This window comes from Paenibacillus thiaminolyticus (genome assembly GCF_007066085.1).
Lineage (GTDB): Bacteria > Bacillota > Bacilli > Paenibacillales > Paenibacillaceae > Paenibacillus_B > Paenibacillus_B thiaminolyticus.
Map to the genome: position 1 here is coordinate 3,475,859 of NZ_CP041405.1, position 21,743 is coordinate 3,497,601.

A 21,743-nucleotide genomic window follows, 5' to 3' on the forward strand; every position below is an offset into this window, starting at 1 on the left:
TGTCGTGCGGGCGGCTATCCCTTATATTCCGATCTCAGAATCGACATGATCGAGAGCGATTCGAATTGTTCTCCGTTGAAAAGGCAGTCCCGCAATGTCCCTTCATGGATGAACCCGGCCGCTTCATAGACGCGGCGCGCGCGGCGGTTCCCTGTCTTGACATCCAGCCATATGCGGTGCGCTTCCGTCTCCTCCCAAATCCATCGCACGATCAGCCGCATCGCCTCGGTCCCGTAACCCCGGCCCTTCTGCTTCAGCGCGATGCGTTGGATGCATACCGACCTGTTCGCATCCGTCAAGCCGGTTACAATGATGTATCCCGCCGGCTCGCCCTGCCCGCCGCTAAGCACGGCATGGAGCACATCCTCCTCCGTCAGGGCCGTCCGATGCCGCTCTACGGTCCATTGCCCGATGAACGGACGATTGTCCGGATCATTTTCGGTCTCGATGACGAAGGCCAGATCCCGTTCTTCCGTTCTCCGCAGCTCCAGCTTGGAGGATTGAATGATGATCCCCTTATTCATGTTCCTCATCCTTTCGCGAACCAGGCCTCGTACAGCCGGCTGATTCCATCTTCAATCTCCTGCTCGCTGACGCCTCCGAAGCCGAGCAGCAGGGTGGGGTCTTCCGTATCCGCCCCTTCCCCCCAGTAATTCGAAGTCGGGTACACCTTCACCCCGGCGCGGGCCGCGGCCTGCAGCAGCTCGTCCTCCGTCATGCCGTTGCCGATGCGAAGCAGCACATGAAGTCCGGAATCTTGGCCGATGACCCGTACTTGTCCGCTCATCATACGCTTGACGGCAGCCAGCAGGGCTGCATGCTTCTTGCGGTAAATCTTGCGGATTTTCCGCACATGCCGATCCCAATGCCCTTCCTCCATGAACCGCTCCAGCGTCAATTGATGCAGCTTGGATGCCGTCTGCTCGTACACCGCAAAGTCGGCCCGGTACCGCTCCAACAGCGTCTGCGGCAGCACCATATAGCTGACGCGGATGGACGGCAGCAGCGACTTGGAGAAGGTGCCCATATAGATCACCCTTCCCCCTGTATCCAGACCTTGCAGCGCCGGAATCGGCTTCGCGTGATAGCGGAATTCGCCATCATAGTCATCTTCGATAATGAGGCCATCCCGCTCCTCCGCCCACTGGAGCAGCCGCAGCCGCTTCGCCACCGGCATGACCATGCCGCATGGAAACTGATGGGACGGCGTAATATAGACCGCTTCCGCCCCGCTCGCCTTCAACAGACCGACGTTCAAGCCGTCCCGCTCCATCGGGACGGAGACGAGGCGCAGTCCGTGGTTGCGGAATATCGCCCAGGCGCCGTCATACCCGGGATTCTCGATCGCGACCGTCCGGCGTTCGCTGGCGATCATCTGGCTGATGAGCATCAGCAGCTGCTGAATGCCCGCGCCGATGACGATCTGCTCCGGCTTGCAGTCGACTCCCCGCGATCGGCGCACATAAGCGGCAATCTGCGTTCGCAGCCCGGGCTCGCCCTGCCGATCCCCGTATTGCAAGGCTTCGACGGGCATCAGCCGCCAGACATCGTTCGACAGCTTGCGCCAGAGCGGGAGCGGAAAGCCGCCGACATCGATGTTGCCATGCCGGAAATCAATCTCATAATCCACGGCAACCGCCGGATCGGCTGGCGGAGACGCATCCTTAAGGCGGCTTGGCCGAGGCAGCTCCGCGTCGCCCTCCAGCTCACAGACGAACAAGCCCGCACGAGGGCGGCTGTCGGCATAGCCTTCCGCCTGCAGCTGCTGGTAGGCGGCCTCCACAGTGTTGCGGCTAAGATGCAGGCTGTCCGCGAGCTGCCGAATCGAAGGCAATCTTGTTCCGGCAGGTATCGCGCCGCTCAGAATTTGCCGCTTCATATACCGGTAAATCTGCTCGTATTTCGGTTCCCCCGCCTGCTCGTCAATGTATGGGATCAGATCCACCTGCAGCACCTTCCTTCTGTCCCTATCAAGAACTATGAATCTGTCACTTATCATCAGGACAGTATTTGCCTATGATTATAGCAGACTTTGCAAGCTTGATTACCTGGAGAAAGGAACATCGTGGATGAGCATGTGGTTCAGTTATATGCTGCTTGGCATTTCGCTGTCGGCCCCGGTCGGTCCCGTGAATGTGGCGCAGATCAAAGCCGGTCTGAGAGGAGGGTTCTGGAACGCCTGGTTTGTCGGCATCGGCGCAATGTGCGCCGACGCCGTGTTCATGCTGCTGATTTATTTTGGGGCTGCCGCCTATGTCACGACGCCGCTGGCGAAGCTGAGCATCTGGGTCCTCGGATGCGGCGTGCTGCTGAAGCTCGGGTATGACAGCATCCGCGACGCCCGTACCGTCATCGATACGGGGGACACCGGCAGTCCTGCCCGGAAGGTATCCGTCGGATCGTCGTTCCTGTCCGGCTTCCTCATCGCGATTGCCAATCCGATGAACATCGTATTCTGGATCGGCATCTATGGATCGGTCATGACCAAAACGCTGGAATCGTCGGGGAATGGCCAAGCGTTATGGTTAAGCTGCGCGATTTTTGCCGGAGTATGTCTGTGGGACTTCACGGTCTCGCTCCTCGTCCACCTGAGCCGAAGAGCGGTCTCCCCGCGCCTGATGCAATGGATCTCGATCGTGGCCGGGTGGTCGCTTATCGGGTTCGGCGTCTACTTCGGTTATTCCGCGATTCAACACACGGTCCTGCTGCTGCGCGGGTAACAGGAGCATGCCTCATACTTCACCCCCTCCGGTAGAAGCGTCAAGATCTCATCATCCGATCAAAAAACTGTCCCCGGGCCTCTCGGCCTCTTGGGGACAGTCTGCTGCTTGCGCTTACCCTTGCTGGCGATGCAAGAAATCGACGATAGCGCGGTACACCCGCATCTCGTTCTCTTTCTTCGAAAATCCATGCCCTTCATCATCCAGCACGATATACTCGACATCTCGGCCCTGCTGGCGGAGCTGCTCGACGATCTGGTCGGATTCCGCCTTGACGACCCGCGGATCGTTCGCCCCCTGGATGACCAGCATCGGGTTCGTCATGCCGTCCAGATAGGTAATCGGGGAATCCTTGATGAAGCGCTCCTTATCGCGCTCCGGAGTGCCGACCCAAAGTTCCATCATCGGCTTCCAGTGGTCCGGAACCGAATGGTAGAAGGTGAACAGATTGCTGACGCCGAAGATATCGACCGCCGCCCGGAAATAATCCGCATGGCGTCCGGCCAGCAGCAGCGTCATATAGCCGCCGTAGCTGCCGCCTACGATGAACAGGCGCTCCTTCGACGAGATGCCCTGCTCGAACAGCCAATCCATCGCGGCCACGCAGTCGAGACGCGGGCCTTCGCCCCAGTCGCACTCGACCAGCTTCACGAACGAGCTGCCGTACCCGGTGCTGCCCCGGAAGTTCGGGGCGAAGATATGGTAGCCCTGCGCGAGGAAGTACTGGAACATGCTGCGGAATTGCTTGCGTTCCGCCGCCTGCGGCCCGCCATGCGGCCAGAATATCGTATAGCCATTGGCCGCTTCTTCCTTCGCCCGGAACAGCAGCGCCTCGATCTCCATCCCGTCGAAGGAGGAATAGGTAACGACTTCTGGCTCCACCATCTGCTCGGCCGTCAGTCCGGTCGGCATATTCCGGGTCAACTGCTTCCAGCCGCCGTCCGCTTGCTTGTAAATATTCGTCGGAGATGCGGCTCCGCGGGCGAGCAGGTAGACGGTTCCCGACTTGGCGACATGAATCTGGTCGACAAGCGCGTTCGGAAGCTCCATCGGCTCCAGCTCCCGACCATCCAGCGAGAACCGGTACAGGCGATCCTCAACGCCTTTTTCCGTGACGAAGTAGAGCGTCCGGCTGTCCTTGTGCCACTTAATCTCGATGATGCCTTCCTGAGGAATCCGGCACAGCTCGGAAAATTGGCGGCTCGGGATATGGTAGGAGGCCGCGTAGGCATAATCCGCCTTGTAATCCGTGGTGAAGACAATCGTGTCTTCATCCACAAAGATGGCGCGGCCGCTCCGATGAACTTCGCCCTCTTCGGCGGGTACCAGCGGACTATCGCCTTCTTCGGTGCGGACATAGAGCACCCGATAGGTATTGCTGTAGGAATGGCCGTAGACGAAGCGGCCCTCGCCCGGGCTGACCGCCTCCAGATCCGTTGCCGCACCCTGTCCCTCAATCAGCAGCTCATCCTGCTTTGTCCGCAAATGATATACGCGGCTGTTCAAAAAATTCGGATTATTCCGGCTTGTGCAATAATATAATCTCTCCCCGTCATCGGACAGGTGGGCGAAATACATCTTGTCCTTCTCATCCGCCTCGAACAGCGGTAGCGGCTTGCCTCCGGCTGGCGGGAGCGCATAGATGTGATAGTTCTCGTCTCCGTCGCGATCGAAGCCGCACAGAATATGACGCTGCTCCGGGTCGATGGCAATGAAGCTGCTGACCTGATTGATATACGTCAGCGGATAAGGGAAAGCGGTCCCCTCCATCTCAATCGCCCACAGATTGTAATGGCCGTTCAGATTGCTGCTGAACACGATTCGGCTCTCATCCCGGCTGACCGCGAACTGGCGAATGACCGTCGTCTGGAAATACTGCTCTACATCAGGCTTCGGAAACTGTAGCATTATATACCCTCCTCCTTGGTGCCAAACCGGGGGTTGGAGCCGCATAGCGTTCCAAAGTTTGGCATATGAATACGTCCATCATATCTCGACTTCCGTCCCCGTGTAAAGTGAGCCTTCTTATGGCGCAGGCCGCGCCAGGTCTTACAAATTCAAGCCGAATTTCCTGCTGCTGTTATGGGAGATGCGCCATGCTGCAGCGCTGCTCGTTCCGTTCGCGGGAACTCCGTTTATTTAACCGCTGTTCTACGAGGGGAATCAGGGCAGGGACAGCTTGAGCGCCGATGGAAGACGCAAAAAAGGCCGCTCCGCCAGCTCATGCCGAGCCGGGCGGGCAGCCCATTCCATGGTTGCTTTATTCTGCTATGCCTTTTGCCGGCTGGATTGAAATCGCGGTGAACTTCCCTGAGGAAGATATGATTCCGTATATCGACGGCTGGCCTTTCTTCGTGTATTCGAACATCATCGGGTAGTCCGGACTCCAGGACACGGAATATCCTTTCATATCGATTCCGAAAATTTTCTTGACGACGGGCGAAATGGCCGCAATCTTCTTCTCGTTGCTCATCTTCTTCGCCATTTTTTCCATTTGATCATAATCAATGGGCTTGTTGTCTAATACGGAGACGCTCCATATTTTCCCCGTCTTTGTCCCTACGACTACGGAAGCCTTCCCGTCACTGTCGTTGAACATCCAGACATCTGCATCCACAGCTTTGGTGCGGATGGCCTCCGTCAGCTTCGGAGCGGATACGCCCGCCGCTTTGGACATCTCTTTGAGCGCTTCCTGCGCCCGGGACAACGCCTTTTTATCCGCTTGGGCCGCCGGGTAGTCAATCCCCGCGAAGGCAACGGCGCCATTGCTGACCACTACGCTTGCATCATCGCTATGGATATAATAAGTGATGCTCTTTTCTGCTGCCCCTTTCGCTTTGTAGACATCGGTAAATTTGAATTTTTTCTTCCCGTCCAGCGCCGTGAGCGCCTTCTCCGCAGCTTGTCTCTCCTTGTTCGGCACTTCCTTATAGGACATTGCCGCGCTTACATACAGGGAATTATCGATATCTTCGATAAGGAAGCTGGCAAAGTCGTATTCGTTCGCGCCTGTAAGATAAATCATTTCATCCGTTTGATAAGCTTGGGTCAGTTCAATCTCTTTCCCTGCGAGCTTCTTCATTTCCTGCTGCACCCGCTGAAGGAGAGCAGCATCGATATCCTCCATATTCAGTTCGACGCTCTCTTCTTCCCAATCCCATTCCTCGGCCTGCGCATGCGCCGGAACAGCGCTTAAGAGCAATGCGGCCATCCACAGCGGCGCGATCCATTTGACCCATTTGGTCCATCTCATCGTCATGTCTCCCCCTATGTATTATTAGACAAGGAACAGGGACGCCGTACGCCCCTGACCGCCCTCCTAATTATACGAAGGAAATACAGGATCAGACAATGAAGAATTATCCATATAAATAAAAGGGCCCGACGTAGTCAGTCAACGCCAGGCTCGGGCGAGTTCCCCTAGTAAGTCCGTGCGCACAGGCTTCCTCAATGCGCCGGGAAAAATACCATCTGCAGCGCGAAAATGACGCCGAAGACATAAAGGATCGGGTGCACTTGCCGTCCTTTGCCGCTGAACAGCTTGATGAGCGGATAAGTAATAAACCCAATCGCGATTCCTGTCGCGATACTGGATGTCAGCGGCATGCTGATCATAATGGCGAATGCCGGGAATGCATCATCGAACTGCTTCCACTGGATGCGGGCCAACCCCTCCATCATGAAGCATCCGACAATGATCAGTACCGGAGCGGTAATGGCCGGCAGCGAGGAGATAGCCTCGATAACCGGCGAGAAGAAGAGCGACAGGAAGAACAGCCCGGCGACGACGGCCGAGGTCAAGCCGGTTCGACCCCCTGCGGCCACGCCTGCCGACGATTCCACATAGGCGCTGGACGGGGTCGTCCCCATCAGCGATCCTGCCGTCGTCGCCAAGGCATCGGCCAGCAAGGCCTGCTTCGCCCGCGGAAAAGAGTTGCCCTTCATCAGACCCGCCTGTTCCGCGACGCCGATCATCGTGCCGGTCGTATCGAAGATCGTCACCAGCAGGAAGGCGAAGACGACCGTGTACAGCCCATGCGTGAAGACGCCTGAAATATCGATGTCGAACAAGACAGGGGCCGGCGGAAGCGCCACGACGCCCGTGAACTTCATCAAGCCCATGAAGTAACCGATGACGGCGGTTAGTGCCATGCCGATAAATAAGGCGCCGTTCACCTTGCGGGCCATCAGAACCAGTGTGATGAACAGGCCTGCCAGCGTCAAAATCGTGACAGGCTGATGCAGGTCGCCAAAAGCGACCATCGTCGATTCGCTGGCCACCACAATGCCGGATGATTTCAAGCCGATAAAGGCGATGAATAACCCGATGCCTGCCGTGATGCCGAACTTGAGCGGCGCCGGGATCGATTCAATCAACGTCTCGCGCAGCTTCGTAAAGGTCAGCAGCAGGAATAGAATTCCCGCCAGGAAGACCGTGCCGAAGACAGTCTGGTAGGTGACGCCCTGCGAAGCCACCACGGAGGTGAAGTACGCATTCATTCCCATGCCCGGCGCGACGGCGATCGGATGGTTCGCCGCCAATGCCATGGTCAATGTTCCGATAATGGCGGAGATGACTGTCGCCGTGAACACCTGTTGGAACGGCACCCCTGCTCCTGACAAGATAGCCGGGTTGACCACGACAATATATACCATAGTCAAGAACGTGGTAAGGCCCGCTGTCATCTCGGTGCGGGCATTTGTGCCATGTTCTTTTAATTTGAACCACTTTTCTATCATGAACTCTGCTCCTTCCTTGCCTTGCGCATCGCGCGCACTTTCGTATCCTAGTCCAAAGCCGATATTTTGTCAATGACATTGTCGATTCATTCGCCTTTTCGTCGAAAATTGCCCGGGAAATGCTATTTCGACTCTTTCCCCGGCCCCGAAAGCGAACAATGTGTCGATAGGTACGATTTTTTACACTTGCCAGCTAGACTCGTCCTCTGTTGAAAGTGGTTAGTCTAGTATTCCAAAACGAAACGGAAACCCATTCATTCCGTACTGTATACTATTGTGTTCTTTTGTCCCTATGGCCTCGTTCCCATCCTGGTCATTCGACCTCCAAGGTGCGCCGCTCACCCTCACAATCGCTCCGTTCATTACATAAATAAGGCGGCAGCATTCCTTCCGTTATAAGATGAATGCATCACATCGGAAGCAAATATGGTTCATTAGCAAATCATCGCAAACATGATTCAATAGCAACGCATCGGTCCCTGTGACCATGATTCATATGTATAAGTAAATATACTTTATAGGGAGAGATGATACTTTGAAGCCTCACATGACAAAATGGACCCGACGGTCCGTACAGCTTTTCGCAGCATCCCTCATTTCTGTAAGCGCCCTGTTCTCATGGGCACCTGCCGCACATGGAGAAGCCAACCCGGCTGCGGCCGCATCGGCGGCCACCGTCAGCGGCACGGCATCGACGGAATTCAGACAGCAGTGGGAAGAGTGGCTCCGTACGAACGCGTATGCGCTCGACACGATTCAACCTGCTCCGACGAAGGACGGTCAGGCTGCCGAGGGCAGCTTCGCCGACCTGGATATGCTGAAGCCGCTGCTGCTCGACAAGCGCATCGTCTATCTCGGCGAGAGCTCGCACGGAGTCGCTGAGTTCAACTCGGTCAAGACGCGGTTGATTCAATTTCTCCATCAGGAATTGGGCTTCAACGTCGTGGCCTTCGAATCACCGCTGGGCAATGCGGCAACCGCCTTCGGCAGCGTGAAGACGAAGACGCCGGAAGAGACTCTGAAGACCTCCATTTTCCCGCAATGGCGTTCGAAGGAGACGCTCCCGCTGTTCCAATACATGAAGGAAACTCAAGCTGCGGAGCAGCCGCTGCAATTGGCAGGCTTCGATATGCAGCCGATGGGGCCGATTCTGGCCGGGGATTGGATGAAGGATGAGGACCTTAATACCCGGTATGTGGAAGCCGAACGTTCGATGTGGAAGTGGATGAGCTCGGAAGATCTGGCAGCCTTTGCGAAAGAAAAGTCCAATTTGTTGAACTTATACCGGGATATGAAAGCGAAGGTGGCCGAGCACGAGAAGGACTTGGTGAAGCTGTACCCGGACAACCCGCATCTGATTGCGATGATGAACCGCATGCTCGACGATCGCATCCGCCTCGTCGACGAGTACATTGAGCTTAGTATCAAGGCGAATGTGACGGCGCAGGAAGGCGATTATTCCGGCATGATGAAGATGATGGAATGGCGCGACCAAGCGATGGCAGACAATCTGCTCTGGATGGCGACCGAAATCTATCCGACGGAGAAGATTATCGTGTGGGGCCACAATACGCATATTAGCAAGGCGACTTCGCGGATGGAACAATCATTCATGCCAGAGGCGAGCTTCATGGGCGAATTGATGCAGAACACGATGTTCGGGCCGTACAGCTATGCGATCGGCCTGTATATGGGAAGCGGAACGAGCGCGGATAATCTGGGAGAGACCTTCGAGGTGCAGCCGGTTCCGGCCAATTCGATCGAGTCATTGATGAAGACCGCGAACCGTCCTTATACCTTTGTCGATCTGCGCTATGCGGAGAAGAGCCCAGGCAGCTCCTGGATGAGCGAGCCGCGCTCCGCCCTCTACTTCGGTATGGTGCCGGAAGTATTCGTGCCGCGGGAGCAGTATGACGGCATCTTGTACATTGATCAGGTAAAAGCACCGGCAGTTCTGCAATAATGGCCTTATCTATGAAATAGAGAGACAGATTACTTACGAAACCTAGGAGGATATGACCTTGAATATGACGTTATCGGATTGGACGCGCCGGGGAGCCGCAGTGCTCCTCGCCTCCGTTATGGCCTGCGGCACGCTGCTCTCCTTCGGAGCGACAGCGCACGGGGAAGCCGCAGCGAATGACAAGCAAGGAGCGGGCAAGGCGGCAGTTCAGTCGTCTGCCGGGACGACGGCGGCCCTGGACCGGGCGCGCACGAGCACCGAAGCCCGGCAGGAGTGGAAGCAGTGGATGAAGGACAACGCCATCGCGCTCGATTCCATCCAGCCGGAGGCAGCCACGGATGCGCTAATTCCTGCCGAACGCTTCGCCGATCTGGACGGGCTGAAGCCGTTGCTGCAGGACAAGCGCATTGTCTACCTGGGCGAGAGCTCCCATGGCGCGGCGGAATACAATTCGGCCAAGACGCGGCTGATTCAATATTTGCACCAGGAGCTGGGCTTCAACGTCGTCGCGTTCGAGACGAATCTCGGCAATGCCGCTTCCGCGTACGGCCATATTCGTACCCGAGAGCCGGTCGCCACGATGAAGGATTCGATCTTCGGCATCTGGCATGCGCAGGAGACGGTGCCGCTTTTCCAATATATCAAGGATACGCACAACACGAAGACGCCGCTCGCGCTGGCCGGCTTCGACATGCAGCCGCAGGGTCCTCTGTTCACGGATGAGTGGATGGGCGATGCCAAGCTGGCCAAGCAATTCCAGGATGCGGAGCAAGAGCTGGATGAGTGGGAACTGACCGAAGATGTAGAAGGTTACCGCAAGGCGAAGCCGAAGCTGCTGAAGGTGTACCAGCAAGTGCGGGCGCTGGTGCCGAAGCGCGCCGAGAAGCTGCAGCGGCAGTATCCGGACAATCCGCATATCGTCAAGCTGATGGAACGGGCCTTGGACAACCGGATTCAAGTCGTCGAGGAATATATGGAGATTTCGATTAACTCCACCGCATTCCTGAACGGGAAATCGATGGACTACATGTCGATCATCCAATCCTCGGAGTACCGCGATCGGATGATGGCCGACAACCTGAGCTGGCTTGCGGCCCATGTCTATCCGAACGAGAAGATTATCGTCTGGGCCCATAACGGCCATATCGCCAAAGCGTACTCGCAAGAGATGAATTCGCTGCCGCGCGTCCATATGGGCGAATTGATGCAGAAGACCGAATTCAAGGATCAGAGCTACGCAATCGGCCTGTTTATGGGCGGCGGGCGCAATGCGCATGTCATCGGAGGTTCTTCCGACGTGCTTCCTCCGATGCCGCATTCGGTCGAGGAAGTGATGAAGAGAGCAGGGCATCCTTTCTCCTTTGTGGATATGCGCTATGCGAAGCACGTGCCGGGCAATTCGTGGATGACGCAGCCGAACATCTCCTACTATGATGGCGTCATGCCAGTCAGCAGCATTCCGGCGGAGCAGTTCGACGGCATCCTGTTCATCGATCAAGTAAGCGAGCCGGATTATTTGAAGTAATCCGCGATCAGCACAAGGCTGCGCCGCTCAAGCAGGCATTCTGCTTGGGCGCGCAGCCTTGTTCCCTTTCTATTTACAGGTTGGTCAGGGTAGAGCCGCAGTATTCACAAGCTACGCTTGCTTGGGCCGGGACGGTGTTCTGGGCGCCGCAGCCCGGGCAGATCATCCTCCGCGGAGGCGAAGGCGTAGACTTGGCGCTCGCCGTCTCCTTGGCGGCAGCGGCGGTATAGGTATAGGCCGACCGCTTCGGGATAGGCTCCCGGCTGTACTTTTTCCATTCTTGATCGGTAGTCCGGCCCGGTTGCGCTGAGCCTGCCTTCCCTTCCCCGCTGAACCCGTTCGGTACCGGTGGAGCTTGATCCTCCTTACGGTTCAGCCTCGTGCCCGCCCAATACATGAGACCGCCTGGGAGGCAAAACAGAATGAAAAAGATGGTCAGAATCTCCAGTTTATCTTTCTGTGTCGACCAGGATACGGCAAGGATCAGCCCAACCAACCCGAAAAAGATAAGAAATACCATGCCGATCACCCGTAATACATTGCCAAGTCGGAACCAGCGATTCAGGGATACCCCTTGACGATAGACTGATTGTGTGGGTCCTCCCTTTTTTCTTCTTCTCTCCCCCAGTTTGTATAGCAGTATGCCGGGAACGGTAAAGACAAAAAAGGAAAGGAGGAAAGTCTCCCACTTATATTTTCCGTCAAATGAGGACCAGTTCACGAGGAGAGACAAAATAGCCAATGCTTGTAAAAAAAACAGAACACCACCAACTCCCCGCAAAATGGCGCCTGGACGTGACCACATTAAGGTTCCTCCCCTCTATCTATAGGAAATCGTCGAGCCGCAATGCGCAAGCCTCTGCATTTCCTCTGTCCGGTCTTATAATCACTACTTCATCACCGTCATCCGCTCATTGCGGAGACGAAGGATCTTCGCAATATCCAGCATCAGCTGACGCAGCTCGTCCGAGGAATGCAGCGCCGGCCGTTCGCGAACGAATGAACGCACTCCACTGTCCAGCTGCCGCACCTTCTCCATCAGCTCGGCCTCTTCCAATACCAGGGCCGGATGCGATATCGGATCGCTGTACTTCAGCTGCTCCTCCAGGCTGTACAGCAATTCCCGCAATGTGTCGCGGTCCGCATGCTGGCAGCTGTCCAGCTCCATTCGCGCTCCGTGCAGGATGATATAGAGCTGCTTCATCGATTGGATTCGGATCTGCTCGTCCGCTTCCTGCCTGCGAATAAATATTTTGGCCATGCCGAGAAGCAAGCCGACGATCAGCATCGCTGCCAAGGTCAAGATATGAATGAATAAATAGATTTTGAACGGGATCTCGAAAATAAGCCAGAATAGCACGATATGCAGCAGTACAGCAGCATCATAAATGGTGATGACCGCGGCCAGCGACATATAGGCCGGGACAGACGCCTTGAATTCGTGGCCGCTCTCTATCATTTGGAGCACGAATCCAAAGCTGATGACCTCCGCCAGCACGAGTACGCCTAACGACAGCCACCAGGAGGCGTCACGAGTATCGGTCTCACTGAACGAGAAGAACAGCGAGAGCGTCACGATAAGGATAATAGCGAAAATCGTCGTCGTAATCCCTTTGTATGAAGTAAGCTGTCTCATCCGTCATCCCCCCTATGTCAGCTTATTGCCGCATTCAACGCAAAATTTCTGTCCCTGCTGCACTTCGTGGCCGCATTGGCCGCAGGCGAGCGCGAGCTCCTGACCGCAATGCGGGCAGAACTTGACTCCGGGTTCCACATTCTCCCCGCAATGTCGGCACGGAACCGGCATATCTTGCCCGCACTTCACGCACTGGGCTTGGCCTGGTTGATTGTCTGCCCCGCAGTGGGGGCACGGATTATACGGGTCGCCGCAATGCGGACAGAACTTGGAATGCCGGGACATCGAACGGTTGCAGGCGCCGCACCGGACTTCTTCCGGGGGGCCGGCCTCTCCGGAGGCGGCAAATGCCGTGCCGCATCCCGTACAGAAGACGGCGTCTTCCGGATTGTGGCGATCGCATTTCGGACAAGCTTTCTGCCGGGCCGGCACTGTCTGCAGGTCATCGGCCAGCCGCGTCATCGTGCCGCCGATGGCGCCGCCGACGCCATAGCCCATACTGAGGCCAATCCCCGCGCCCATCAGATCCGAATGGGTGCCGCCCTCGTTCTTCGCGGCATGCCCAAGCGTATCGAAGGTGCGCTCCTGCTGATACGTGAACCCGATAATATCCATCTCCGCCCGCTTCGTGAGCGCTTCCCGCAGTCGCTGCGTGGCCGGATCATCCTCCGGCGTATTGACGGAATCGACGGTGAAGTTCAACAACCGGATGCCATATTCCTCGAAGACGGGCGCCACGCGCTCCTGGATATGCTTGGAGATATCTGATATGTATGCGTTAATTTCCAGAATGCTAATTTTCCGGTGAACGAAATAAGACGAAATCAGCTCATGAATGTTCATCATCAGCACGCCGCGGAAATATTCGCTTAGCGCGTCCTGATTGAAGACAGGCATCGTGCCGACGAGCTTCCCCAGGAACTTGCGGGCGTCATCGATCTGAATGCCGAATTGTCCGTAGGAGCGCACCAGCACGAACATCTGATATTTCGGATCCTGGAGCTGCAGCGGCGCTCGCGTCCCCCATTTGATATTGAGAGAATGAAGCTTGTTGACGAACCATACCTCCGCCGTGAACGGCGACTTGCCGCCGAACGGCAAATTCACGATATTGCTGATTATCGGTATATTGGCGGTACTTAACGTATGCCGGCCGGCGGTGAACCGATCCATCGCCTGTCCGCCTTTATAGAGAATCGCTTCCTGCGATTCATTGACGATAAGCTGCGTCCACGTCCCCATTTCCTGATTCGGATGCTTCCACGCGAATACATCCGGCGGACCGTCGTATTTGATCACATCAATGATTGCCATCTTCCTTCTCCCTCCGCTGAATATATCTGTCCATTCTATTGGTTCTATGTATAGAGGCTTGCAAGGAAACCTCCCAAATACAATAAATACAGTCGCATCTCTATTATAGGAAAGATTAACTAGGAAATATATCATAAATATCGTGTCCGAATGATCATTTTGGAATCTAGCCTATGAAGCCGCAGCGCAAAAAAACACCCTCATCGGAATGAGGGCGGACTCTGTTAGAAACGTCTTCTTCTCGGAATGCGGGGCCTTGTCTCCAGCAGCACGATGGCCAGCAGATCGAACAGGACGAGCGGCAAGATGAACGGGGCAAATGAGGTGTGCATTTTCTTCGCATGCTTCACAGAACTCACCTTGAGGTGGACCCTTTTTTTATCCACCTTCACGATTTTCCCGACATAGACATTGCCATTCTTCGCTCTAATGCTCACCTGCTTGTTCAGGCATTGAACGCATTTTCTGTACATGGATACAGCAGGCATAGTTGACCTCCCTTACGCTTTTGTCGAGGCCAGTGTATGCCGGCTGCCTGGGAAGCGTGTGGGCTGGGCGATTACCGTGCTCCGGCTTCGAATGGCTCCATCCATGAATTTTTAAGAACTAGAACACTTTATCCAAATCATATACTTCATCCGGTTCGAAATAATTTCTCGCTATTTTCAGCGTAAACCAATTTTGGCGCATAATCCAGGACGGGGTAACGTAGTAATTCTTCACTCGAATCACTTCGTCGCTCATCTCTTGATTAATGCTGAGGATTGCCTCATCGGCATTGCCGAATGTGCGAAGCTTCTTGTAAATGGGGTGTCGCTCCCTGTCCATCATTCTGTACAGCGCCCTTATCATGTTGAACGCGGCAAACAGGAAAACAGGAATCACGGTATAGAAAATCTGCTTCGCCCTTTCCTGCAAAGCGCCTGTCATATCCAGCATAAAGGGCAGTACCTGCCGCTCTCCGTCTACCAACTCATTGGCGATTCCATAGACATCTGCCGGAACGCGGAATAACGCTCCCTCTAGCATGCCATCGAATGGCTCATCAACATTGTGTCTGATTATGACAAAACGATCTCTCATCTGGGCCAAAGAATACTCGTATATTGCCTTCTCATCGCTTCGCACCATCCCCTGAAAAGCGGTCATCCATTCCACTTGCTCCGCAATCGGCTCAACTATCGTGCCGGCCTGGAAACGAACATGGAATTGATATACCTCCTCCGGATCAACGATGGACAGCAGTTGTTCTCCTTCCACCTCGAACGGACCGTTCATATAATTATGGATGGTTCGGAAGGAACCGCCGCACATGAGGATAACGACAACCATCAGGATTAGATTGCTTACTAGAAAATTTCGATTGCACCGTTTTATCTGATATTGTAGAAAAGAATCCGCCATGTTATCATCCCCTAGAAGTATCCGTACCGGTCTTCCCTTTTTCACTAAGATCAGTCAAGGAGTAAGTTTCATTGCACGTGCTGCATCTGTAATAGATGCCAAGCTTGTTGGCTGACCCGACATCCCCCTTGCCAAGCTCCGCACGCTGCAGCAATTCCTCACAGCTCGGACATCTTTTTTCCCTGAAAAGAAAGTAAGACAGCTCTTTGGCCGAAAATTCTATCTCATAGGAAGTCATTGTTGCGTTCTCCTTTAATTTTGGATGCATCCGTTTTTTCATATATCGGCATATCCCCCGCAGTATTTCATAAAAAAAGGAAAAATATTAATTTCTACGTGAGAAAGGAAGTCCCTTACTTCCGTTAGGAGCGTTCAGATCGATCACCAATTCGTTACGTTTTATGATACAATGCCTGGAAAGGGGGGGGGTTCAACAATGCATGCACCTAAACTGAAGCAAGGAGACGAAATTCGAGTTATCGCGCCTTCCAGAAGCTTATCTCTCATTTCCATGCCGCAGCGAGAGCTGGCGCAGCGCCGCCTGGAGCAAATGGGGTTTACCGTGACCTTTGCCACCCATGCGGAAGAAATGGATGACTTCAACTCGTCCTCAATCGAAGCCAGAGTGAATGATCTGCATGACGCGTTCCGAGATCCGGGGGTAAAAGCGATCTTGACCGTCATCGGCGGATTTAACAGCAACCAATTGCTACGCTATTTGGATTATGAACTGATCCGGCGCAATCCGAAATTATTCTGCGGATATTCCGACATCACCGCGTTGAGCAACGCGATATATGCCAAGACCGGGCTGATCACCTATTCCGGGCCTCATTTCTCGACCTTCGGCATGGAACGGGGCATCGAGTATACGGCTGAACATTTTCTCGCTGCGATGACGACGAATGAAGTGATGACGGCGAAGCCTGCGGAGCAATGGAGCGACGATGCATGGTATCTCGACCAGGAACGGCGGGATTTCATCCCGAACGAAGGGTGGGCTATCCTTCAGACCGGTGCTTGCGAAGGAACGATCATCGGGGGCAATGTATGCACGTTGAATCTGCTGCACGGCACGGAGTACATGCCCGATCTGCAGGGGGCCGTGTTGTTTGTGGAGGATGACGAGGAAACCGATCCGGCGACGTTCGATCGCGACTTGCAATCGCTCCTCCACCAGCCTGGCGCCGATGCGGTGCGCGGCTTAGTCATCGGCCGCTTCCAGAAAGCATCGCGCATGACGCTGGATTTGCTGAAGCAAATTATCGCCAGCAAGCAAGAATTGCGGGGCATCCCGGTCATCGCCAACGTTGATTTCGGCCATACCACGCCGCAGCTTACGTTCCCGATCGGCGGCCACGCCAAGCTGGACGCCAACCCCGAGGCGCCGCTTCTGCAGTTCGGGGAAGAGGCTTTTTAAAGGGTAAGGGGTGTACGAAAGAGAAATGCGGATGGATAGAAGAACGTGCTGCAAGCTTGTGAAGGGGTTTGCGGCATGTTTTTTCAAACTTAACTCCCGGACTGAAGCTGCCCCGATTTTTGGCATTATAAAAGGCTCATTCCTACTCATCGTTCAAGTTAGAAATAAGCCGCTAAAGAATGAAAAAGTATATATTGATTTGGTATTGTGAATTGTGTTCTATTTTTTTAAAGACGAAGATTAAAAAAATGGATTTACATACCGATAACTTTATTTGAAAATCAACATTTTAGTAAACTCAAGAAAATCATTTGCTATGTGAATTAAGCCTTCTTCCAACTCTTCGAGTGCCAGTTCATAATCCCACAAAATTATACTTGGCTCTTGGTGTCTCCCATTACTATAAAATAGGCAGATATAATCATCAATATCAGTGAAAGCAATGGGTACAATGCCCTCTAACAATTGATCTCTACTTTCCGTGTAGATTTCTCCAATGCTATTTAAGCCTTCATATTTGATATCTAACCATTGCTTAACTATAAATTCTCCATGCTCGCTTCTTAGTATAATACTATTATATCTTCTATAATCTTTTGTATCAGAAAACCATTTAATATACGATTCAGGAATTTTTATGTTCAAGTATTTTTCCAGTTCTTCAGTGCCATGCATACATTATTCTCCTTTATAAAATGGAAACTGTTCCTATTCGTTTTGTTAGGTTTAGGATCCAGATTAATGTAAACTCTATGGCTTCCTGTTGGTGTATCTGGCGTACTTATATTAAAATTATATTCTTTTTTATACAAAATTGTATTTTGTTCATCATTGTATTTTATACTATCGGGGTTCATCATAATATCTTCTCTTAACTTGCGGACATCTATATCTTTTCCATACTGTGTTTTTTTCTTTGTCGATTTCTCAGCAGAATTATATAAATGCTTTTCTGAGTGAACTGTAAAATCATCTTTTTCCAGTCCCCCATTTAATTTATAGAAGTTATCGCCTTCACCCGTTCCCCAGTGCTCTCCTTTCCCCTTTGGGGCGTTCTCTAGTCTTTGAAGGCTGTTTGACTTCAGCTTTTTTTCAAGAGACTTTCTTATCCCTTGATACCCATTCTTAAAGCTTTCTTTATCAGTTTTTTGCCCAACCTTATACTCCAAGAACTTATCGCCTGTCCACACTCTTAGCTTCCCATTGACTATTTTCAATGGGCTGTTTATCCAGTGATTAATGGAGCTGTAAATTTATATTTTTCAGCTCGATTTAGATTCAAAAATCATGATTACTCTTCGCTATCCTTAAAAGTGAAAAGGATGTTACTAAAGCGAACACTTCCTTTATCAATAAGATCAGATATTAGATTCACTTTATACTCACATTTCGGATATTGAATTCCAATCTGCGAAACCTTTCTTTCTTCAATCTCTAGCTCTTTGACATTTTCAAGCATGCTTGCGATTTGATACATCAACTCTAATATTTCCTTATGGGATTTGTCTCTTAAACTTCCTTCAAAAACAACATTCCCATAAGTGTGGCTTGAAGTAATATTTTCTTTCGCATCGTCATCGATAAACATAAATTCTTCCTCTAATAGGAATAATGAAGTCTGGAATCCTAAAAAAGAGAAATAGAAATCTTTGTCCTCGTTAATGCTTACATATCTTATTTGTTCATTGATATCTTGTACTTCTTTTTCATCTAGAGTAAGAGCTTTAACACACATGTTTGTGTGCTTTTTAAGAGGCTCCACCAAATGATTCATAATCTCTTCATTCGTAAATTCCATGCAAAATTGCCCTTTCCGGTATATATCCGTCATCGTTTCCACACTCTTAATTTTTTAAAATTCTCTAAACAAATTTCGTTCCTGGTGCAAACATATCCTTTGAATACAAAAAGAAACCCTGAAAGGCAAAACCAATCAAGGTCGAAAGGTCTCAAATTAACAGATGTTTATTTCTTCTCTATTTAGAGTGTTTAAATGGTCTGTTTTCATCGACCAGTAATCTTCTAGGAAATCATCAACTGATCCTACATTCTTAATAATATGCAATTTTAGTAATCCCGCTAATGAATCATGAGCAACTAATAATAGCTCCTCATCTTCGCATATTATTTTAATGCCAATATCAACTTCAACAAACCAATCAGTACTATTATTCTCCCAAGTTACTCTATCTCTAAGAACAGTAATCGCCACTATGTTCTTACCTATATATGATTTACAATAATCCGGCTTTGGCATTGTATCTAGTTCAATATCTAACATAGGATACTCATCCCCGTCAGATGCTTCTGTTGGGATGTTTTTGATAATTACATCTTTATTATGACCTTTAATGAAAATACTTAGAGCAAATTCTCCAACTTCATCAATTAATAGATTGAAAGATGCCCCCTTCAAATTTTTAAGCATATTTTTTTGTTCTTGACTTATCAGATTTTTTACAATATGCTGCATCCTAGTCCTCCTTAGTCTACAAAATGAACTTTTTGCTGCTTGTACGTACTACCACCGTTAATATCAACCGCGGGCGTGCCGTCAGAATGTGAAACAGGTCTATAAGTAATTGCTGTACCATCTTCCAAAATTCTAAGTTTTTTTCCATTACCAATGTCTCTCTCAGTTTTAAATCCTTGTGTTTTCTCGTCAAAGAATTCTCGTGCGACCTTATCTCCTCCTGAAAGATTCCTCACCTTACTGTTTCCACTCTGACCAACTTCACCAAAGTATCCAGAATCATTGGCTTTGAACTTGATAGGATTTCCTGTTGCTCCAGCGCCACCCTTACCCTGTGGCGTCTTTCCTGAATTACTCTCCATAACATTCCAGTAATTCTTCTGGTTCTTCGTCAGCTCAGATGGTTTTTTCCCGTGCTCTTATTTGAATATATATAACCACCAGCAGGGGCCACCTTCAAACCAAACTTATTATTATCTGCCATGTTTTCAAGAGACTCTCTTAGCCCTTGAATCCCATTCTTGAAGCTTTCTATACAGTTTTTTTGCCAACTTTATACTCAAAAAACTTATGTCCTGTCCACACTCTTAGCTTCCCATTGACTATTTCTAATGGGCTTTTTGTACTTTTATTAAATTTGGGCATTCCTATTTTGAATTCCCGGAATATCGTACGTCGTACGCTCTCGGACAAAGAAGAAGTTCAATCGTCTGACATTCGGTTCATCATGGAATTGTTCCTCAAGGCCATTCAAGCCCCGACATAGTTTCTGCCGCGGCAATGACACAAAAAAGGCTCATTCCTCCTCATGCTCCAAGTTGGAATAAGCCTTTTAAAGTTTATTAAGTGCTTATCAAGTTATTTAGTGTTTGGTTTGTTGGTTGTATTGTACGATCTTGTTTTGAGGGTTGTAAACTCCAAATTATGGTCTTCATGTTTATCCTTTGTGCGATTAACCTTTGCTTCCAGTATTCTCTATTTATTTATACGCATTGAAATTGATTTTGATGCTACATAACAACCAAAATCTGAAGGGTAATCTTCAGGAATGAATTTAAAAATATAGTTCCCCTGTTCTATCTTAAATCTTCTATTTATTTCTTTTGCCTCCGTATCAGATAACAACATAAATGCAACTTGTGAAGTATCTGTCTGCCAAGAAAAGGGAAGTGATACTAAAAAAACTTCTTGAAAACTGATTTCAATGTCTGAAATTGTGGTAGTTGAATCAAGGCTACCAGTAATAAGTAACTCATAGTCCTTATATTGAGTCACTTCAAAATCCATCCACATCTGTTTAATTAAAAACTCATTGATTTTTCCAACTACACTTTCAACTTCATTTTTTTGCATAACAATCGCTCCTATCTAGGTACTTGTATGTGTGTTTCTCTTGCAGCAGTATCGTTATACTTCGGATTTATATTGCCGTTTTTACCTGGCTTCAAGGTACTTTGATGATGCCATATACCATTAGAGTCCATATACTCAACCCCTGTTCCTTGTTGACCATCCGGGATGTTTACCCTTTGCCTACTTACTCTATATATGCTATCGGTTTTCCATACTCGGGGTTCGCTTCATGAATTCTGACTTCATATTTGTAGTCGCCCTCAGTCCAAGATTCCTTTAATCTACTAGGGGTATTCTCTAATCCTTGTCGCTTTAGCGCTGCATCAAGAAAAACTTTAGGATTATTGGACTCAGCCAATTTAGGAGCTTTTGGCGTCCCCCCAGATTTACCCTTACCCTGTGGTGCCTTTCCTGAATTGCTCTCCATAACATTCAGGTAGTTCTCTTGGGTTCCTGTCTTCTTTCATAGGTTTTGTAACCCTAGTCTCTATATATCCATGTCAGCGCCTGCAGCTGCAAGCTCAGGGCCAACCTTCATCTTCTTACCTATACTTTGAAGTGCCTCTTTTAGTCCCTAAATCCCGTTTTTGAAGCTTTCTTTAGATAAGTGTTGACGTAGGTTGGTAACCTTTTTTCCAAGCCCTGTTCTCAGTTCAACTTTAAGCTTATCGATCGTCCTGTTAACACCTTTCGGCAATTTGATTTGAGGAATGGTTCCTATCAATGCCGGTCCATAATCAATATTTTCCCTGATATAAAATAATGCAGAACCTCAGCTTCGGTTACGGACTTGAACTGTTCCTCAAGGCCATTCGCTATCATTATTTTATCTTCTAAAGACAACCTATCGTCTTCCCATGCATTATAATGTTCAGGGTTGTAAATCTTCCCCGCTCCCAAGATGGCCCACATTTCGTTTTTCCGAAGCTGGTTCGGGAGGTGCAGAGTAAAAATGCCGCTGGCCTGCACGAGCAGAGAAGCTGCCGTCGCGGATGGCAATGCTTCCCGAACTATGGATCTTCACTCCGCTCTGTTCATCGAGCCGAATGACGCTTCCCGCATGCAGACGCAGTTCGTTGGGCGCCAGATCAAACCCGTTGCCTTGTTTGTTATGCCAAGCTTTCGCTTCCGGCCTGGTGGCGATCTTTCAGAAGAAGTTTTCGGCAGGCACGGTGAGCCGATTTCGGGAGAAACT

At 51.0% G+C, this 21,743-nt stretch carries 20 protein-coding genes; 4 read left to right on the top strand and 16 right to left on the bottom strand.

Going from position 1 to position 21,743, the window contains the following annotated elements; all coding sequences use genetic code 11:
* Window positions 1-14 precede the first annotated feature (14 nt).
* Both FLT43_RS15490 and pdxR read right to left on the bottom strand, forming a co-directional pair.
* The gene (locus FLT43_RS15490) at window positions 15-524 is read right to left on the bottom strand and encodes a GNAT family N-acetyltransferase (RefSeq protein WP_087444309.1); all 510 of its coding nucleotides are present in this window, start codon (window positions 522-524) and stop codon (window positions 15-17) included.
* Between the two features lie 5 nt (window positions 525-529).
* Window positions 530-1,945, bottom strand: a complete 1,416-nt coding sequence (gene pdxR, locus FLT43_RS15495) for a MocR-like pyridoxine biosynthesis transcription factor PdxR (RefSeq protein WP_307719716.1) — start codon at window positions 1,943-1,945, stop codon at window positions 530-532.
* Window positions 1,946-2,075: 130 nt separating this feature from the next.
* On the opposite strand from pdxR, the gene FLT43_RS15500 reads away from it, so the two are divergent.
* Window positions 2,076-2,720, top strand: a complete 645-nt coding sequence (locus tag FLT43_RS15500) for a LysE family translocator (RefSeq protein WP_087444315.1) — start codon at window positions 2,076-2,078, stop codon at window positions 2,718-2,720.
* Between the two features lie 114 nt (window positions 2,721-2,834).
* On the opposite strand, the gene FLT43_RS15505 is transcribed toward FLT43_RS15500, so the two are convergent.
* From FLT43_RS15505 to FLT43_RS15515, 3 genes are all read right to left on the bottom strand, one after another.
* Window positions 2,835-4,628 (bottom strand): S9 family peptidase, encoded by a 1,794-nt coding sequence (locus FLT43_RS15505; protein WP_087444308.1) that lies wholly within the window; start codon window positions 4,626-4,628, stop codon window positions 2,835-2,837.
* Window positions 4,629-4,980: 352 nt separating this feature from the next.
* Window positions 4,981-5,973: a hypothetical protein gene (locus FLT43_RS15510; protein ID WP_087444307.1), complete on the bottom strand. Its 993-nt coding sequence runs from the start codon at window positions 5,971-5,973 to the stop codon at window positions 4,981-4,983.
* Window positions 5,974-6,167: 194 nt separating this feature from the next.
* The gene (locus FLT43_RS15515) at window positions 6,168-7,460 is read right to left on the bottom strand and encodes an NCS2 family permease (RefSeq protein ID WP_087444306.1); all 1,293 of its coding nucleotides are present in this window, start codon (window positions 7,458-7,460) and stop codon (window positions 6,168-6,170) included.
* Window positions 7,461-7,995: 535 nt separating this feature from the next.
* Between FLT43_RS15515 and FLT43_RS15520 the strand changes: the two genes are divergently transcribed.
* On the top strand, window positions 7,996-9,423 hold the full coding sequence (locus tag FLT43_RS15520) for an erythromycin esterase family protein (protein ID WP_087444305.1): 1,428 nt from the start codon (window positions 7,996-7,998) through the stop codon (window positions 9,421-9,423).
* A gap of 64 nt (window positions 9,424-9,487) precedes the next feature.
* Entirely contained in the window at window positions 9,488-10,948 is a 1,461-nt protein-coding gene (locus FLT43_RS15525; protein ID WP_244194332.1) for an erythromycin esterase family protein, read from the top strand.
* Between the two features lie 73 nt (window positions 10,949-11,021).
* On the opposite strand, the gene FLT43_RS15530 is transcribed toward FLT43_RS15525, so the two are convergent.
* The 5 genes from FLT43_RS15530 to FLT43_RS15550 all read right to left on the bottom strand — a co-directional run bounded on the left by FLT43_RS15530 (window position 11,022) and on the right by FLT43_RS15550 (window position 15,302).
* Complete coding sequence (locus FLT43_RS15530) at window positions 11,022-11,468, bottom strand: hypothetical protein (RefSeq protein WP_127510951.1); 447 nt, start codon at window positions 11,466-11,468, stop codon at window positions 11,022-11,024.
* Window positions 11,469-11,837: 369 nt separating this feature from the next.
* Window positions 11,838-12,584: a hypothetical protein gene (locus FLT43_RS15535; RefSeq protein WP_087444302.1), complete on the bottom strand. Its 747-nt coding sequence runs from the start codon at window positions 12,582-12,584 to the stop codon at window positions 11,838-11,840.
* A gap of 12 nt (window positions 12,585-12,596) precedes the next feature.
* A complete protein-coding gene (locus FLT43_RS15540; protein WP_087444301.1) occupies window positions 12,597-13,898 on the bottom strand; it encodes an SPFH domain-containing protein in 1,302 nt (433 codons plus the stop codon).
* A 224-nt stretch (window positions 13,899-14,122) separates the two neighbouring features.
* Window positions 14,123-14,386: a hypothetical protein gene (locus tag FLT43_RS15545; protein WP_087444300.1), complete on the bottom strand. Its 264-nt coding sequence runs from the start codon at window positions 14,384-14,386 to the stop codon at window positions 14,123-14,125.
* A gap of 118 nt (window positions 14,387-14,504) precedes the next feature.
* The gene (locus FLT43_RS15550) at window positions 14,505-15,302 is read right to left on the bottom strand and encodes a hypothetical protein (protein ID WP_115057759.1); all 798 of its coding nucleotides are present in this window, start codon (window positions 15,300-15,302) and stop codon (window positions 14,505-14,507) included.
* Window positions 15,303-15,738: 436 nt separating this feature from the next.
* Between FLT43_RS15550 and FLT43_RS15555 the strand changes: the two genes are divergently transcribed.
* Window positions 15,739-16,722, top strand: a complete 984-nt coding sequence (locus tag FLT43_RS15555; protein WP_087444297.1) for a S66 family peptidase — start codon at window positions 15,739-15,741, stop codon at window positions 16,720-16,722.
* Window positions 16,723-16,992: 270 nt separating this feature from the next.
* Here the strand turns inward: FLT43_RS15555 and FLT43_RS15560 are convergent, their stop codons facing one another.
* From FLT43_RS15560 to FLT43_RS15585, 6 genes are all read right to left on the bottom strand, one after another.
* Complete coding sequence (locus FLT43_RS15560; RefSeq protein WP_087444295.1) at window positions 16,993-17,397, bottom strand: SMI1/KNR4 family protein; 405 nt, start codon at window positions 17,395-17,397, stop codon at window positions 16,993-16,995.
* On the bottom strand, window positions 17,364-17,939 hold the full coding sequence (locus FLT43_RS15565; protein ID WP_127510950.1) for a hypothetical protein: 576 nt from the start codon (window positions 17,937-17,939) through the stop codon (window positions 17,364-17,366). The genes FLT43_RS15560 and FLT43_RS15565 overlap by 34 nt, the downstream gene beginning before the upstream one ends.
* A 74-nt stretch (window positions 17,940-18,013) precedes the next feature.
* Window positions 18,014-18,520 (bottom strand): hypothetical protein, encoded by a 507-nt coding sequence (locus tag FLT43_RS15570; RefSeq protein ID WP_127510949.1) that lies wholly within the window; start codon window positions 18,518-18,520, stop codon window positions 18,014-18,016.
* A 156-nt stretch (window positions 18,521-18,676) separates the two neighbouring features.
* Entirely contained in the window at window positions 18,677-19,195 is a 519-nt protein-coding gene (locus FLT43_RS15575; RefSeq protein ID WP_087444292.1) for a hypothetical protein, read from the bottom strand.
* Window positions 19,196-19,206: 11 nt separating this feature from the next.
* Window positions 19,207-19,557 (bottom strand): hypothetical protein, encoded by a 351-nt coding sequence (locus tag FLT43_RS15580; RefSeq protein WP_174818207.1) that lies wholly within the window; start codon window positions 19,555-19,557, stop codon window positions 19,207-19,209.
* Window positions 19,558-20,170: 613 nt separating this feature from the next.
* Window positions 20,171-20,548: a hypothetical protein gene (locus FLT43_RS15585; RefSeq protein ID WP_087444291.1), complete on the bottom strand. Its 378-nt coding sequence runs from the start codon at window positions 20,546-20,548 to the stop codon at window positions 20,171-20,173.
* Window positions 20,549-21,743: the final 1,195 nt, after the last annotated feature.

Coding starts and splice junctions, on each gene's coding strand:
- FLT43_RS15515 (WP_087444306.1), bottom strand. CDS start 7,460: ATGATAGAAAAGTGGTTCAAATTAAAAGAACATGGCACAAATGCCCGC.
- FLT43_RS15585 (WP_087444291.1), bottom strand. CDS start 20,548: ATGCAAAAAAATGAAGTTGAAAGTGTAGTTGGAAAAATCAATGAGTTT.
- FLT43_RS15530 (WP_127510951.1), bottom strand. CDS start 11,468: ATGGTATTTCTTATCTTTTTCGGGTTGGTTGGGCTGATCCTTGCCGTA.
- FLT43_RS15505 (WP_087444308.1), bottom strand. CDS start 4,628: ATGCTACAGTTTCCGAAGCCTGATGTAGAGCAGTATTTCCAGACGACG.
- FLT43_RS15490 (WP_087444309.1), bottom strand. CDS start 524: ATGAATAAGGGGATCATCATTCAATCCTCCAAGCTGGAGCTGCGGAGA.
- FLT43_RS15575 (WP_087444292.1), bottom strand. CDS start 19,195: ATGCAGCATATTGTAAAAAATCTGATAAGTCAAGAACAAAAAAATATG.
- FLT43_RS15500 (WP_087444315.1), top strand. CDS start 2,076: ATGTGGTTCAGTTATATGCTGCTTGGCATTTCGCTGTCGGCCCCGGTC.
- FLT43_RS15580 (WP_174818207.1), bottom strand. CDS start 19,557: ATGGAGAGTAATTCAGGAAAGACGCCACAGGGTAAGGGTGGCGCTGGA.
- FLT43_RS15510 (WP_087444307.1), bottom strand. CDS start 5,973: ATGAGATGGACCAAATGGGTCAAATGGATCGCGCCGCTGTGGATGGCC.
- FLT43_RS15550 (WP_115057759.1), bottom strand. CDS start 15,302: ATGGCGGATTCTTTTCTACAATATCAGATAAAACGGTGCAATCGAAAT.
- FLT43_RS15525 (WP_244194332.1), top strand. CDS start 9,488: ATGACGTTATCGGATTGGACGCGCCGGGGAGCCGCAGTGCTCCTCGCC.
- FLT43_RS15555 (WP_087444297.1), top strand. CDS start 15,739: ATGCATGCACCTAAACTGAAGCAAGGAGACGAAATTCGAGTTATCGCG.
- FLT43_RS15545 (WP_087444300.1), bottom strand. CDS start 14,386: ATGCCTGCTGTATCCATGTACAGAAAATGCGTTCAATGCCTGAACAAG.
- FLT43_RS15560 (WP_087444295.1), bottom strand. CDS start 17,397: ATGCATGGCACTGAAGAACTGGAAAAATACTTGAACATAAAAATTCCT.
- FLT43_RS15535 (WP_087444302.1), bottom strand. CDS start 12,584: ATGAGACAGCTTACTTCATACAAAGGGATTACGACGACGATTTTCGCT.
- FLT43_RS15570 (WP_127510949.1), bottom strand. CDS start 18,520: ATGGAATTTACGAATGAAGAGATTATGAATCATTTGGTGGAGCCTCTT.
- FLT43_RS15540 (WP_087444301.1), bottom strand. CDS start 13,898: ATGGCAATCATTGATGTGATCAAATACGACGGTCCGCCGGATGTATTC.